The organism is Micromonospora sp. KC723 (assembly GCF_004348595.1).
Classification (GTDB): domain Bacteria; phylum Actinomycetota; class Actinomycetes; order Mycobacteriales; family Micromonosporaceae; genus Micromonospora.
In genome coordinates, this window is record NZ_SMKD01000136.1 from 1 (window position 1) to 14098 (window position 14098).

The 14098-nt window shown below is 73.9% G+C and carries 14 protein-coding genes; 5 read left to right on the forward strand and 9 right to left on the reverse strand.

Features of this window, described 5'->3' with window-relative positions; all coding sequences use genetic code 11:
• Positions 1 to 69 precede the first annotated feature (69 nt).
• From thpR to E1165_RS23495, 5 genes are all read right to left on the reverse strand, one after another.
• Positions 70 to 648 carry an RNA 2',3'-cyclic phosphodiesterase gene (gene thpR / locus E1165_RS23475; RefSeq protein WP_132393919.1) on the reverse strand — a complete coding sequence of 193 codons (579 nt, stop codon included), beginning with the start codon at positions 646 to 648 and terminating at the stop codon, positions 70 to 72.
• On the reverse strand, positions 645 to 1115 hold the full coding sequence (locus E1165_RS23480) for a hypothetical protein (protein WP_132393931.1): 471 nt from the start codon (positions 1113 to 1115) through the stop codon (positions 645 to 647). Before E1165_RS23480 ends, thpR begins: the two co-directional genes overlap by 4 nt.
• Before the next feature lie 160 nt (positions 1116 to 1275).
• Entirely contained in the window at positions 1276 to 2562 is a 1287-nt protein-coding gene (locus E1165_RS23485) for an MFS transporter (RefSeq protein WP_132393920.1), read from the reverse strand.
• Between the two features lie 68 nt (positions 2563 to 2630).
• Positions 2631 to 3080: a MarR family transcriptional regulator gene (locus E1165_RS23490; protein ID WP_207917016.1), complete on the reverse strand. Its 450-nt coding sequence runs from the start codon at positions 3078 to 3080 to the stop codon at positions 2631 to 2633.
• A gap of 124 nt (positions 3081 to 3204) precedes the next feature.
• Positions 3205 to 4680, reverse strand: a complete 1476-nt coding sequence (locus tag E1165_RS23495) for an NCS2 family permease (protein WP_132393922.1) — start codon at positions 4678 to 4680, stop codon at positions 3205 to 3207.
• A 135-nt stretch (positions 4681 to 4815) separates the two neighbouring features.
• On the opposite strand from E1165_RS23495, the gene E1165_RS23500 reads away from it, so the two are divergent.
• On the forward strand, positions 4816 to 5025 hold the full coding sequence (locus E1165_RS23500; protein ID WP_371687389.1) for a DUF2530 domain-containing protein: 210 nt from the start codon (positions 4816 to 4818) through the stop codon (positions 5023 to 5025).
• Between the two features lie 42 nt (positions 5026 to 5067).
• On the opposite strand, the gene E1165_RS23505 is transcribed toward E1165_RS23500, so the two are convergent.
• A complete protein-coding gene (locus E1165_RS23505) occupies positions 5068 to 5907 on the reverse strand; it encodes a DUF3027 domain-containing protein (RefSeq protein ID WP_132393924.1) in 840 nt (279 codons plus the stop codon).
• Positions 5908 to 6007: 100 nt separating this feature from the next.
• Between E1165_RS23505 and E1165_RS23510 the strand changes: the two genes are divergently transcribed.
• The 3 genes from E1165_RS23510 (at position 6008) to E1165_RS23520 (ending at position 10295) form a co-directional block, all read left to right on the forward strand.
• The gene (locus tag E1165_RS23510; protein ID WP_132393925.1) at positions 6008 to 7645 is read left to right on the forward strand and encodes an MFS transporter; all 1638 of its coding nucleotides are present in this window, start codon (positions 6008 to 6010) and stop codon (positions 7643 to 7645) included.
• A complete protein-coding gene (locus tag E1165_RS23515; RefSeq protein WP_132393926.1) occupies positions 7642 to 8292 on the forward strand; it encodes a futalosine hydrolase in 651 nt (216 codons plus the stop codon). Before E1165_RS23510 ends, E1165_RS23515 begins: the two co-directional genes overlap by 4 nt.
• A 1157-nt stretch (positions 8293 to 9449) precedes the next feature.
• Positions 9450 to 10295, forward strand: coding sequence for a 1,4-dihydroxy-6-naphthoate synthase (locus tag E1165_RS23520; protein WP_132393927.1), 846 nt, complete (start codon positions 9450 to 9452; stop codon positions 10293 to 10295).
• Here E1165_RS23520 and E1165_RS23525 read toward each other — a convergent pair.
• Positions 10256 to 10642 (reverse strand): cold-shock protein, encoded by a 387-nt coding sequence (locus tag E1165_RS23525; RefSeq protein ID WP_088997128.1) that lies wholly within the window; start codon positions 10640 to 10642, stop codon positions 10256 to 10258. The genes E1165_RS23520 and E1165_RS23525 overlap by 40 nt on opposite strands.
• A gap of 28 nt (positions 10643 to 10670) precedes the next feature.
• Entirely contained in the window at positions 10671 to 11294 is a 624-nt protein-coding gene (locus E1165_RS23530; RefSeq protein ID WP_132393928.1) for an HAD family hydrolase, read from the reverse strand.
• Positions 11295 to 11378: 84 nt separating this feature from the next.
• Between E1165_RS23530 and E1165_RS23535 the strand changes: the two genes are divergently transcribed.
• Positions 11379 to 13841 (forward strand): helicase-associated domain-containing protein, encoded by a 2463-nt coding sequence (locus E1165_RS23535; protein WP_132393929.1) that lies wholly within the window; start codon positions 11379 to 11381, stop codon positions 13839 to 13841.
• A gap of 4 nt (positions 13842 to 13845) precedes the next feature.
• Here E1165_RS23535 and E1165_RS23540 read toward each other — a convergent pair whose 3' ends face one another.
• Positions 13846 to 14082 (reverse strand): hypothetical protein, encoded by a 237-nt coding sequence (locus E1165_RS23540; RefSeq protein WP_132393930.1) that lies wholly within the window; start codon positions 14080 to 14082, stop codon positions 13846 to 13848.
• Between the last annotated feature and the right edge of the window lie 16 nt (positions 14083 to 14098).

Here is a 14098-nt window from a genome sequence, read left to right on the forward strand (position 1 = left end):
CACCCCACCCCCACCCGGCCGCGAGGCGCGCGGCGATGCGCCCCTCCCCGGTCACGCGGTGCGGCGCGGTCAGAGGGGCCAGCGGGCCAGACAGTCGTGCTGGGGGCGGGCACCCTGATGACTTCGGACCAGCACCAGCTCGGACGCCGGCCACTCCGGGCCCCGGTAGTCGTCCAGGGCACCGCAGTCGGCCACCACATCGGAACGGTCGATCCGATCGCCGGGGCGGGCGATCGTCAGGTGCGGTCGGAACGGCCGCTCGTCGTACGGGAGGCGGTTGCGGCGCAACCCCGCCCGGATCAGCCGGCCCAGCACGTGCAGCGCCTCCACGTCGCCCCGCAGGTCCACCCAGAGGACGGTGAACCGGCCCTGCCCGAACCGTCCACCCCCGCCGAGGTGGAGCCGGGGCGCGCTGTCCCGGCCCCGCCGGGCGGTCTCGGCGGCGAGGCCGAGCACGCTCTGCACGTCGACCAGCCGGTCGGCCGGCACCTCGCCGAGGAAGGCGAGGGTGACGTGCAGGTTGGCCGGGTCGGCGAGGCGTACGTTGACACCGGCGGCGGAGGCGGCACCGACCCGCAGCCCGGCGATCCGCGCGGTGAGGTGGGCGACGGCCGCCGGCGGTGGGTAGACCGCGACGAAGAGCCTCACGCCTGCGGGTCACGCAGCCGGCGTACCCCCAGGGTGGCCGGCAGCACCAGACCCGCCCCGACGAGCAGCCCTTCCACCCGGACCCGTTCGATCTCCCGGTCCACTCCGGTCAGCTCGCCCAGATGCTCGACGATTCCCAATGCCCGGCAGGCTGCCCGGAGCCGGTCGTCGTACGCGTCGATGACCGAGCTGTGCCAGACCACCGAACGGCCGCCCGCGGCGAGCCGATGCCCGGCGAGGCGGCGCAGGTCGGCGGCGACGCGTTCGAAGGGCTGCCGGCCGGGCTGGTCCAGCAGGGCCGGGTCGACGTCGCGGGGGAGGGCATCGCCGTCGAAGGAGCGGTCGAGCCGGGCCAGGGTACGCCGCTCGCGACGCCGCTCCCGCCACTCGGCCAACCCGCAGGCGACCCGGTCGATGATCTCGTCGAGGCAGAAGAGCAGGGCGAACACCGCCGGCAGGCACGCCATGGCGACAAACGCCAACACCAGCGTCAGGGCCCCGCTACCGCCTCCCACATATCGACGCTAAGGCCCACGCCCGGCCACCGCCACCGGATTGCCGGCATCCGGACGAGAAACCTGACCCAGGGTGACCCGGCACTCACACCGCCGGCCCCGGGGGGAGCCGTCAGCAGTCCGGAGCGGAGACGACGTAGAAGCGGGGCATGGGCAGCACCCGGAAGCGGAGCCGGGCGCCGGCGCGCCGCAGCTGCCAGGCGAGCGCCAGCAGGGCGGTGGCCAGCGACACCAGCCCGCCCAGCCAGATGCTCGCCCCCGCGCCGTACCTCTCGGCGACCCAGCCGATCAGCGGCGCGCCGACCGGGTTGGTGCCGAGGAAGACCAGCACCCACAGCGCCATCACCCGGCCGCGGAACGCGGCGTCGGTGCCGAGCTGGACCCGCTGGTTGGCTGCCTGGGCGAAGAAGACCATGAAGAAGCCGGTCGGCGGCAGCAGCACCACCACCAGCCAGTACGCCGGCGCGAGACCGACCAGGGTGCCGAAGCTGGCGCAGCCGACCGCCGCGCCGAGCACCAGCCAGACCGAGGGGCGGCTGCGCCGCCCGGTGCCGGCCAGCGCGCCGACCAGCGCGCCGGTCGCCAGCGCGGTGCTGAACAGGCCGAACGATGCGGCGCCGGTGTGGAACACGGTCTTGGCGAGCGCGGCGAGCGTGAGCTGGAAGTTGAACAGCGACATCCCGATGACCGACATGACCACCATCGGCAGCAGCAGGTCGGGGCGGCGGAAGACGTACCGCAGGCCGTCGACGACCTTGGCGGAGTCCCGCTCGGCGATCGGGGGCAGTTCCTTGCGGTGCAGCTCGGCCGGGCGCATCCGGATCACGGTGACCAGTGGGGCGATCGAGCTGAGCGCGGTGACCAGGAAGACGGGACCGACGTCGAAGGCGGCGATGGCCAGGCCCGCGACGGCCGGGCCGACGATCCGCGCCGAGTTGAAGGTGGCGGCGTTGAGCGAGAGCGCGTTGGGCAGCAACGGCACGCCGACCAGTTCGCTGACGAACGCCTGCCGGACCGGGGTCTCCACCGCGTTGGCGACGCCGAGCAGGGCGGCGAAGGCGAAGACGTGCCAGAGCTGGACCAGGCCGGTGATCACCAGGAGGCTCATCGCCAGCGCCAGCACCGTCCAGAGGGCGTTGGCCACGAAGAGGATCAGCCGCTTGTCGTACCGGTCGGCGAGCCGGCCGGACAGGAGGGTGAGCAGCAGCACCGGGGTGAACTGGAGCGCGGTGACCACGCCGAGGGCGGTGGCGGAATTGCCGGAGAGCTCGAGGACGAGCCAGTCCTGGGCGATGAACATCATCCAGACGCCGACCAGTTTGATCAGCTGCCCGGATGCGAAGAGCCGGTAGTTGCGGACCTGTAGGGACTGGAACATCGTGCTCAGCTTCGCCTGCACTCTTGGTGCGCCTCCTCGGGTCGGTACGCCGTATCCACAACGGACGGCGCGGACCCGGCGGTACGGGCTCAGGCGCGGGCGAGCTGCTGGAGGATCTCGGCGGCCCGCCGCAGCGTGTCGCGTTCGTCCTCCGTCAGCGCGGCCAGCCGCTCGGCCAGCCATTCGTTGCGGGCCCGCTCGAACTGTTCGAGCACGGCCCGGCCCCCCTCGGTGGCCGCCAGGATGACCTGGCGGCGGTCGGTCGGATGGGGGGTGCGCCGCACCAGGCCGCGCTCCTCCAGCTTCGCGACGATCTTCGTCATCGTCGGTGGCTGCACCCGCTCGACATCGGCCAGTTCCCGGGGCGTCAGCGCGCCCGCCAGCCTGAGGCTGGTGAGCGCGGAGAGCTGGGTGACCGTCAGGTCACCGACCGGGCGGGCCTGCCGGACCCGCCGGTTGAGTCGGGTGATCGCATCACGCAACTGGGGAGCCAGTCGCACCGGTGGCACGCGTTCCGCCGTCACCGTCCGCTCCGTCACAATCGTTAGCTTAACTAATGAGCCGGCGTGACGACACGCGATATGAGCAGGCTCACGGGAATGGTTTGCCCTGCTCCGGGCCGGGGATCCGATTCGGTCCGACCGGCCCGGAGCGGGCGTCGACTCACAGCGCGGCTTCGATCGGCCCGCGCAGGAAGTAGAGCACGAACAGCACGGCCACCCCGTACAGCAGCGGGTGGATCTCCCGCGCCTTCCCTCTCGCCAACTTCAGCAGCACGTAGGTGATGATGCCGGCGCCGATGCCGTTGGAGATCGAGTACGTGAAGGGCATCAGGGTGATGGTGAGGAACGCCGGGATGGCGATCTCGTAGTCGGTCCAGTCGATGGTGCGCACTGCGGTCATCATCAGGAAGCCGACCACCACCAGCGCCGTCGACGCCGCCTCGAACGGCACCACCGCCGACAGCGGCGCCAGGAACATCGCCAGCAGGAACAGGGCACCGGTGACCAGGTTGGCCACACCCGTCCGGGCGCCCTCCGCCACACCGGCGGCGCTCTCGATGTACGACGTGTTGCTGGACACGCTCGCCGCACCGCCCGCCGCCGCCGCGATCGAGTCGACCAGCAGGATCTCCTTCGCCCGCGGCGGGGTGCCCCGCTCGTCGAGCATGTCCCCCTCCTGACCGATCGCCACCATCGTGCCCATGGTGTCGAAGAAGTCGGTGATCAGCAGCGTGAAGACGAGCATCAGCGGCACCAGCCAACCGGCCCGGCTCCACGAGTTCAGCACGTTGAAGTTGCCCAGCAGCGACAGGTCGGGGATGTCCACGATCCGGTCCGGCAACTCCGGCACGTTCAGCGACCAGCCCGTGGGGTTGGGCTTGCCGTCGACGAAGGACGGCCCGACGTCGGCCACCGCCTCCACGATGATCGCCAGCACGGTGGAGGCCAGGATGCCGATCAGGATCGCGCCACGGACCCGACGCACCACCAGCACCAGGGTCACCAGCAGACCCACCACGAAGACCAGCATCGGCCAGCTGACGATCTTGCCATTGATGCCCAGGCCCACCGGCACGGTGGTGTTGGCGGCGTCCGGCACCCGCCGGACGAAGCCGGCGTCGACCAGGCCGATGATGGTGAGGAAGAGCCCGATGCCGACGCCGATGGCCGTCTTCATCTGGGTCGGCACCGAGCGGAAGACCGCCGTGCGCAGACCGGTGAGTACCAGGACCGCGATGATCACACCCTCGATCACCACCAGGCCCATCGCGTCGGCCCAGGTCATCTGCGGGGCGATCTCGTACGCGACCAGCACGTTGACGCCCAGGCCGGCGGCCAGCGCCATCGGGAACCGGCCGACGACCCCCATGAGTATCGTCATCAGGCCGGCGACCAGGGCGGTCGCGGCGGCGATCGCGGGGATCGCGAGTTTCTTGCCGTCGCCGTCGACGGCGCCGCCCAGGATCAGCGGATTCAGCACCACGATGTACGCCATCGTGAAGAAGGTGGCCAGGCCGCCCCGTACCTCGCGGCTCATCGTCGAACCACGGGCGGAGACCTCGAAGAACCGGTCGAAACCGGTACGGGGGTGAGCGGGATCGGGTGGGGTGCCGTTGTCCGGCGGCGCAATGGCCATCAGGTCCTCGCAGGTGATCTACCGTTTGTCGCGCGCATCGTCGCAGATCAGCGGGGGGCGACAAAAGGTGATGCCGGTACGCTGTGTCCCGTGCCCCAGGAGCAAGCGCCCCGACCCGAGCCGCTCGACCCGCCGATGGTCCCCTTCGCGGTCGCCGGGCTGGTCGCCTGGGCGGTCGCCGGGCTGGTCCTGCTGCTGTTCCGGGGCTGGCTCACCGAGCACGGGCACCAGAACTGGCTCTGGACCTGCCTGGCCGGTTTCCTGTGGGGCTTCCCGGGCCTGGCGGTGATGATGCGGCACGACGCGAAACGCCGTCGCCGCCGGGCCGCCGCCGGTCAGGACTGAGCCGATCCGCTCGATCGCGTCCTCGACCCGGCGGCGCTGCGCTCAGGGGTGGCCGTACGGCTCGGCCGGCTCCGCCGCCTCGACGGAGCCGGGGGCGCGGCTGACCGACATGGCCTCGACAGCGCTGTCGTCGTAGACCGTCGGCAGCTCGTCGACCGGAGGCTCGGCGGCCTCGACCAGCGTCTCCGAGTGCGCGCCACACCCGTGGTCGGCGCTGACCACCCGACCGTCGTCGGGGGCGTAGAAGTTGCCGCAGGCGCCGAAGGACTGCCGCAGCGCGCCGGCCAGCGGCAGGTAGAAACCGCAGGTGCCGCAGCGGGCGGCGGCGGGCGCGGCGACCGAGATCGGCGCGGAGGGGCCGTGGTCGCCGTCGTACCAGCGCTGGGCCGCCTCGGCGCGTCCCTCCCGGGACAGCACACGGGGCCGGCCCAGGCCGAGCTCCCAGGAGACCTCCTCGACCGCCGGATCGTCGGAGAGCAGGTAACCGGGGGCGAGGCGCTCGTCGTCCGGCGGCGTGGGCAACAGGTCGCCCGGGCCCAGGTCGCCCGGCTTGAGCCGTTCCTGCCAGGGCACCCAGCCGGGGGCGAGCAGCGCGTCCGGACCGGGCAGCAGCACCGTCTCGCAGACGGTGACGTGCCGGCTGCGCGGCACCCGGGTCACGGTGACCGCCCAGTGCCAGCCGCGGTACCCGGCGAGCCGGCACTCGAAGTAGTGCGTGACCACCCGGTCATCCTCGGCGACGGCGCGCAGGTGGTCGCCGACGTCGGTGGGCTCCACCTCGGTGATGGCGTCGCGGGCCACCTCGACGGCGGCGGCGCAGACCTGGTCGAGGCGGGCGGCGCGGGGGGAGACGGGCCTGGTCACCCACCCATTGTTCCCCATGCGCGTCACCGCCCGTCAGGGACTCCCCGAGGAACCCCACCGGTGGCGTCTTGCCCCGGTGGCGCGACGCGCGGGCAGCGGATGGGTGAGGATGGTGCACATGCCGCTGTTCTCCCGCTCCGGGCGGTCCGTACTCGGACGGACCGTCGGCACGGGCATCCGCGCCGTACGCCTGCTGTGTCGAGGGTCCGTCACTGGCGGGCGCTGGGTGACCCGGCGGGCGGGGTCGGCCCGGGCGCGGGGCGCGGGCGGCGAGGTGGGCATGGTCCGCCTCTTCGACCTGCACGCGCTCTCCTGCGCGGGGGACACCCTGATCGCCATCGGCCTGGCCGGGACGATCTTCTTCGACGTGCCACTCGGCGAGGCGCGCAGCAAGGTGGCGCTCTACCTGCTGGTGACGATGGTGCCGTTCGCCATGCTGGCCCCGGTGGTCGGCCCGCTGCTCGACCACTTCCGGCACGGGCGGCGGTACGCCCTGGCCACCACCATGCTCGGCCGGGCCTTCCTGGCCTGGTTGATCTCGGACTACATCGGCGGCTTCGGCCTCTACCCGGCGGCCTTCGGCGTGCTGGCGCTCTCCCGGGCGTACGGGGTGGCCCGCTCGGCTGCCGTGCCCCGGCTGCTGCCCGAGGGCCTCGGTCTCTCCCAGGTCGGCGCGCGGGCCAGCGTCTACGGCACGGTGGCGGGAGCGCTGGTGGCCCCGATCGGGCTGGCCGCGTTCTGGTTCGGGCCGCAGTGGCCGCTCCGGGTCGCGTCGGTGATCTTCCTGGTCGGCATGGTCATCGCGCTGCGACTGCCGCCGAAGGCGGACTCCGAGCCACCGGAGCGGGTCCCCCATCCGCTGCGGGCGCTGCGCCACGACGGGCACCGCCCGCTGGGGCGGGGCCGGCCCGCCGGTCGCCTGGTGATCGCCACCCTGGTCGGTGCGGCGGCGTTGCGCACCCTCTACGGTTTCCTGCTGCTGTTCCTCGCGTTCGCGCTGAAGAAGGGCGACCTGACCACCGACTTCTTCGGTCGGGAACTGAGCGACCAGGCGGCGCTGGGCCTGATCGGCGCAGCGCTCGCGGTCGGCAGTTTCCTGGCCACCGCGCTCGGCACCCGGCTACGCATCCACCGGCCGGCGGCGATCCAGTCCAGCAGCATGACCATCGTGGCCGGGGTGGCCATCCTCGCCACGGTGCGATTCTCCCTGCCGATGGTGGCGCTCCTGTGCCTGGTGGCGGCGCTCAGCAGCGGCATCGCCAAGTTGGCCGTGGACGCCTCGATCCAGGAGCGGATCCCGGAGCGGCTGCGGGCCAGTTCGTTCGCCCACTCGGAGACCGCGCTGATGCTCGCCTTCGTGGCCGGCGGGGCGCTGGGCCTCGTTCCCTTCACGGGACGCGTCGGCATCGCGGTCGCCGCCGGGGTCGGGGTGCTGGCCGCTGTCCGGGGCACGGTCGTCGCCGGCCGGCTCCGCGCGGAACGGCTGATCGGCCGGCCGCTCACCGACGGGGAGCTGACCGAACGGGACCGGGAGGCGGACGGACCGGACGACGCGGTGGAGGCGACCGGATCGGACGACGCCGCCGTCGAGGCCGCCGTTCAGGCCGCGCCGACCTCACCCGCGCCCGTCGGTCCCGGGCACGACGACGCCGGGCTGGCCCCGCCCGGGTACCACATCTACCGGCCCTCCTCCGCCGCCCGGCCGGGCGGCGCGGACGACGAGCAGCGGCGGCAGTCGCCGGGGCCGGTGTCGTGACGGGGCTGTTGGTGCTGACCGCGGTGCCGGCCGAGGCGGAGGCGGTGCGGGCCGGCGTCGACGATCCGACCGTGACGGTCCGGACGGTCGGGGTCGGCCCGGCAGTGGCGGGTGCCGCGACGGCGCGGTTGCTGGTACTGGCCGAGGCGGCGGGCCGGCCGTACCGGGCGGTGGTCAGCGCCGGGATCGGGGGAGGTTTCGTCGGTCGGGTGGCGATCGGCGGGACCGTGCTGGCGACCCGGAGTGTGGCCGCCGACCTGGGCGCGGAGTCGCCGGCGGGCTTCATCCCGATCGACGAGTTGGGCATGCCCCCGGAGCTGCTCGGCGGCGGGCCGGCGGTGGAGGTGGACGGGGAGCTGTTGGCGGCCCTGCGCTCGGCGCTCCCCCACGCGACCGTTGGCGAGGTGCTGACCGTCAGCACCGTGACCGGTACGGCCGCCGGCACCGAGGCCCTCGCCGACCGGCACCCCGCCGCCGTGGCCGAGGCCATGGAGGGGTACGGCGTGGCGGTCGCCGCCGCCCAGGCCGGCCTTCCCTTCGCCGAGCTGCGCACGATCTCCAACCCGGTCGGTCCGCGCGACCGGGGGGCGTGGCGGATGCGGGAGGCGTTCAGCGCGCTGACCGAGGCGGCCCGGGCGCTGCGCTGACCGGAGACGGCCCGGGTGCTGCGCTGACCGGAGACGGCCCGGGCGCTGCGCTGAACCGCATGGCGAACAGCCGGTACGGCTCGACCCGGAACCCACAGGTCGCCAGGAGATTGACGACCGAGCCGCGGGCAACCGCACGGACGCTGCGCACGCCCGCGTCCGCCAGGCAGACGAGCAGCGTCCGCACCAGCCGACGCTCGATCCCGAGCCGGCCGCACCCGGCGGCCACCCGGACCCCGTCGAGCACAACCTCCCGCGACGACGTGGGCCCGCCGTCGTTGTCCGACAGTCCCGGCCCACCGCCGGCTGCCCTGGATCCGGGCCCGTTGAGCCCGCCGCGACCTCGTGGGCCACAACTCGCCGACGGCCTCACCATCGGGCAACTCGGCCACGAACCGCCAGGATCCCGGTACCCGGGTGTCGGCCCGCCGTCCCGGCCAGTCCCAGGGCTCCCGGACCGGCCGGGCGTCGAGATGCGGGCGGCAGTGCCGGTCAGCGGCGTCCCGCAGCCCTTCGTGCGGCACAGCCGGCAGCGAGCAGGTCACCGACGGGCCCTCCACGCTCTCCCGCCCGATGACGCCGGCGGGTACCGGCACGGAACCGGGTACGGAGATGGCCAGTCGTCCGGCCGTCGCCCGGACCAGCCGCTCGACAAGCCGGAAGGCAGGGTCGGGGGTACGGCCCGACCCGATCCGGCGATCGTCGTCTGCGGCACCCCGGCCCGCTCCGCAAGCTCCCGCTGGCTCGGGTCGGCCTGCCGACGTGGTGCCCGGAGCGTCGCAGCAAGGTCGACGGGGCGGATCCGGTCATGACGACCATGCTCTGCCGCAGGACGGCGCTCAATCCACACGTCGGGTGAGCCTGTGGATAACCCTGTGGAGAACACCTCGGCCTGGGGATATCTGGCGAGTCGCTACAGCACTTGAGTACCATTTCTGTACTCAGGTGCACTAGGCGCGTGTAGGGGTCTTGGTGGTTCAGGAGGCCGCCGGCGAGGCGGGGGCCTGCGGCCCTGGCCGGGACTGCTCCCGATCCGCGGCAAGCCCGGCCAGCCGATGCTCGGGATGCCGCGACTTGCCGCATCCGGCCAACAGGCCATACCTCGACCGACGCGCAGCGCAGGAGCGCGGGCCGACGCGGAGCGCTACGGTGGGGCCGTGGCGCTCTCCCTGGCGATCTCGCCCTGCCCCAACGACACGTTCGTCTTCCATGCCCTGGTCCACGGCCGGGTGCCGGGGGCGCCGCCGGTCGAGGTGACGTACGCGGACGTGGACGTCACCAACACGGCTGCCGAGCGGGGCGCGTTCGACCTGGTGAAGGTGAGCTACGCGGCACTGCCCTGGCTGCTCGACGACTACCACCTGCTGCCCTGTGGCGGCGCGCTCGGCCGCGGCTGCGGCCCGCTGGTGCTCACCCGCCCCACGACCGGCGCGCAGGCCACCGGCGATCTCAGCGGAGCCACCGTGGCGGTACCCGGCGACCGCACCACGGCGTACCTGCTCTTCCGGCTCTGGTCGGCCGAGCGGCCACCGGCGCGGATCGAGGTGGTGCCGTTCCACGAGATCATGCCGGCCGTCGCCGCCGGACGGTACGACGCCGGGCTGGTCATCCACGAGGCCCGGTTCACCTATCCCCGGCACGGGCTGACCGCCCTGGTCGACCTGGGCGAATGGTGGGAAGGCGACGCCGGGCTGCCGATCCCGCTCGGCGCGATCCTCGCCCGCAGGGGAGCCGTCGACCCGGCCGAGGCCGCCGGCTGGATCCGCGAGTCGGTCCGGCAGGCCTGGGCCGACCCGGAGGCGAGCCGCGACTACGTGCTCTCCCACGCGCAGGAGATGGAGCCCGACGTCGTGGACCGGCACATCGACCTCTACGTCAACGAGTTCACCGCGGACCTGGGAGACGCGGGGTTCGCCGCCGTGGAGGCGCTGCTGGGCCGGGCCGCCGACGCCGGGCTGATCCCTCAGACCTCCAGCTCGCGGGCCACCGCGTGGACCAGCTGAGCGATCTTCTGGGCGGTCTTCCGGTCGGGGAACCGGCCCCGCCGCAGGTCCGGCTGGACCTTCGCCTCCAGCACCTTGATCATGTCCTCGACGAGGCCGTGCAGCTCCTCGGCCGGCCGCCGACGCAGCTCCGCCACGGACGGCGGAGCCTCCAACAGCTTCACCCCCATCGCCTGGGCGCCCCGGCGGCTGTCGACCACGCTGAAGTCGACCCGCTGCCCACCCTTGAGGTCGGTGACACCCGCCGGTAGCGCGCCCTTGGGTAGGAACACGTCGCCACCTTCATCGCTGGTGACGAACCCGTATCCCTTGGCCGCGTCATACCACTTCACTCGACCCGTCGGCACCTGTGAACCTCTGCTTCGCTCGTGATGTCTACTGCTTCAAGGCTAGCCCGATGATCCGGTCCAGCGCCGCCGGGAATCCGGTGAGATCGTCCAGCACCACCTGTGCGCCCGCGTCCCGCAGCTCGTTCCGGTCGCAGGGGCCGGTGGCCACCCCGATCCCCGGCACCCCGGCCGCCTCTGCGGCCACCATGTCCGCCACGTGGTCGCCGACGTACAGCGTCGCGCCGTGCGCCCGCAGCGCGGTCGCCTTCTCCTCGGCGAAGAGGTCCCCGGCCAGCTCGTCCACGGCCAACCCGAGGTGGTCCAGGTGCAGCCGGGCCAGTCGGCCGAGCTTCGAGGTCACCACCATCACCCGCCCGCCCCGGGCGTGCACCGCGTCCACCGCCTCCCGGGCGCCCGGCAACGGCACCGACGGGGTGACCGCGTACGCCGGGTAGAGCTCGCGGAAGATCGTCACCGCCTCCTCCACCTGCTCCGGCGGGAACCAGTACCCGACCTCGGTGCGCAGCGGCGGACCGAGCCGGGACACCGCCAGCTCGGCGTCCACGGGCACCCCGGTCTTCGCCGTCAACGCCCGGAAGCAGGCGGCGATGCCGGGACGCGAGTCGATCAGGGTCATGTCGAGGTCGAAACCGACCATCAGCGCAGCCATCCCGAGAACGTACCCGCCCGAGGGCGACCCGGCGCGACGTCCGAGGGGCGGGAGGGGCCTCCGCCGGGCTAGCGTGGAACGACGATGACCACCTCACTCGCCGACCACCTGCGTGCCCTGCCGGACGAGTCGCTGGCCGCGCTGTTGCAACTGCGGCCCGACCTTGTCGTACCGGTACCGGCCGACGTCACCGCGCTCGCCGTCCGGGCCGAGTCCCGGGTCTCCGTGGCCCGCGCGCTGGACGGACTGGACCAGTTCACCCTCCAGATCCTCGACGCCGCCCGGCTCACCCGGCACCCCGAGGAGGGCACCACCTCCACCGACGCCGTGCTGGCGATGGCCACGGCCGGGCCGCGCCCGCCCGCCCCGACCAGCGTCCGGGGCGCGGTGGACCGACTCCGCGCGCTGTTCCTGCTGTACGGCCCGGAGTCCGCGCTGCGCGTCGCGGGCAGCGTGGACGAGGTCGCCCCGTACCCGGCAGGGCTGGGGCGGCCGGCGGCGGAGCTGGACCCGCGGGCGGCGGCGCTCTGCGCGGACCCCGCGAAACTGCGGCGGACGCTGCTCGCCGCTCCCCCGTCGGCCCGGGCGGTCCTGGACCGGCTCGCCGCCGGTCCGCCGGTCGGCAGCGTGCCGCCCGGCGCCCTCCAGGCCCCGGCGGTCGGCACGGAGGACGACCTGCCCCCGGACACCACCAACGGCGGCGCGCCGACCGGCTCGCCGGTGCGCTGGCTGGTGGATGCCCGACTGCTGGTCCGGGTCTCCACCGGCACCGTGGAGCTGCCCCGCGAGGTGGGGCAGCTGCTGCGGCGCGACAGCGGGCCACTCGGCCCGCTGCGCACCAGCCCGCCGCCGGTGGCCGCCACGCCCCGCGAGCCGAAGCTCGCCGACTCCGCCGGGGCCGGACAGACCATGGAACTGGTACGCCACACCGAGGCGCTGCTGGAGAGCCTGGCCGCCGAACCGGCGCCGGTGCTCCGCTCGGGCGGCGTCGGAGTCCGCGACCTGCGCCGGCTGGCCCGGGTGACCGGGCTGGACGAGTCGGGGGCCGCGCTGGTCCTGGAGGTCGCGTACGCGGCCGGGCTGGTCGGGGAGACGGACCTGCCCGGGACGACCACCGCCCGGTACGGCGCCGACCAGCAGGTGCTGCCCACCGGCGGGTACGAGGTGTGGCGGGCGATGTCACTGGCCCACCGGTGGGAGCAGTTGGCCCGGGCCTGGCTCACCATGAGCCGCCAGGCGGGGCTGGTCGGCCAGCGCGACGACCGGGACCGCCCCATCAGCGTGCTCTCCGCCGAGGCGGAACGGGCCGGGGCGCCGGCCGCCCGGCGGGCCGTGCTCGGGGTGCTCGCCGGCCTGGCGCCGGCCACCGCGCCCAGCCCCGACGAGGTGCTGGCGCTGCTCGACTGGCGCGCACCCCGCCGCAGCCGGGGGCGGGAGGCCGCCCACCGGGAGGTGCTGACCGAGGCGGCCCAGCTCGGCGTGACCGGGCTGGGCGCGCTCACCTCGTACGGGCGGCTGCTGCTGGCCGACGTCACCGAGACCGACGAACGTGACGACCCGCTGGGCCTGCGCTCCGACGCCGAGAGCGGCGAGCCGTCGAGCGCGGTACGCGCGCTGGACGCCCTGCTTCCCGCCCCCGTCGACCACTTCCTGGTGCAGGCCGACCTGTCCGTGGTGGTGCCCGGTCCGCCGGATCCGATGCTCGCCGCCGAGCTGGACGTGGTGGCCGAGCACGAGTCGGCTGGTGGCGCAAGCGTCCACCGGGTCAGCGCCGCCAGCGTCCGGCGGGCCCTGGACGCCGGTTACACGGCCGAGGACCTGCACGCGTTGTTCCGCCGCCGGTCGCGTACCCCGGTGCCGCAGGGGTTGACGTACCTGGTGGACGACGTCGCGCGCAAACACGGTGGGCTGCGGGTCGGTTCGGCCGGCGGGTACGTGCGCAGTGACGACGAGGCGCTGCTCGCCGAGGTGCTGGCCGACCGGCGGCTGGAGCCGCTGGCGTTCCGCCGGCTCGCCCCGACGGTGCTGGTCACCCCGTACCAGGTGCAGCGGATGCTGGTCGCGCTCCGCGACGCCGGATACGCCCCGGTACCGGAGGACGCCGCCGGCTCGGCGGTCCTCACCCGGCCGAAGCTCCGGCGGGCTCCCGCACGGGCGTCGGTGGCCACTCGCGGTGTCGACCCGTTGGCGGCCCCGAAGCTGGCGATGCCCCGGCTGCTCGGGGTGGTGGAGCAGATCCGGCGCGGTGACGCGGCGGCGCGGGCGGCCCGGCGGGCCCCGGCGGTGGTACGCGGCGGTACGACGCGGACGGCTGCCGGCCCGCTGCCGGCGCACAGCCACAGCGACGCGCTGGCGGTGCTCCAGCAGGCGCTCCGCGACAAGGCGCTGGTCTGGGTCGGATACGTCGACGCGCACGGGGCGACCGCGTCCCGGCTGGTCCGGCCGGTGTCGATCGGGGCCGGCTACCTGCGGGCCGAGGACGAGCGCACGGAGATGCTGCACACCTTCGCGCTGCACCGGATCACGGCGGCGGTGCGGGAGGACTGACCGGTCAGCGCCGGTCCCGGCGCACGGTGCCGACCACGGAGACGAAGAGCAGCAGGGCGAAGGCGGCGCCGGCGGTCTCCCCGACGGAGGCGACGAAACCCTGCCGCTGCACCAGCCAGCCGAAGAGGAACCACCCGAAGAGGACGAGCGCGGCCGCGGCGTAGCCGAACATGGTCGCTGTGGATACCGCGCCGGTCGGGTGCCGCTCCTCGTTGACGGTTGTCTCCTGGTCGACGCTCATGGCAGCCCTCCCACCC

Excerpts from the sequence above, each read along its gene's own strand:
- E1165_RS23500 (WP_371687389.1), top strand. The coding sequence starts at position 4,816 with ATGGTCCCCTTCGCGGTCGCCGGGCTGGTCGCCTGGGCGGTCGCCGGG.
- E1165_RS23510 (WP_132393925.1), top strand. The coding sequence starts at position 6,008 with ATGCCGCTGTTCTCCCGCTCCGGGCGGTCCGTACTCGGACGGACCGTC.
- E1165_RS23530 (WP_132393928.1), bottom strand. The coding sequence starts at position 11,294 with ATGGCTGCGCTGATGGTCGGTTTCGACCTCGACATGACCCTGATCGAC.
- E1165_RS23505 (WP_132393924.1), bottom strand. The coding sequence starts at position 5,907 with ATGGGGAACAATGGGTGGGTGACCAGGCCCGTCTCCCCCCGCGCCGCC.
- E1165_RS23480 (WP_132393931.1), bottom strand. The coding sequence starts at position 1,115 with ATGGCGTGCCTGCCGGCGGTGTTCGCCCTGCTCTTCTGCCTCGACGAG.
- E1165_RS23540 (WP_132393930.1), bottom strand. The coding sequence starts at position 14,082 with ATGAGCGTCGACCAGGAGACAACCGTCAACGAGGAGCGGCACCCGACC.
- E1165_RS23495 (WP_132393922.1), bottom strand. The coding sequence starts at position 4,680 with ATGGCCATTGCGCCGCCGGACAACGGCACCCCACCCGATCCCGCTCAC.
- E1165_RS23535 (WP_132393929.1), top strand. The coding sequence starts at position 11,379 with ATGACCACCTCACTCGCCGACCACCTGCGTGCCCTGCCGGACGAGTCG.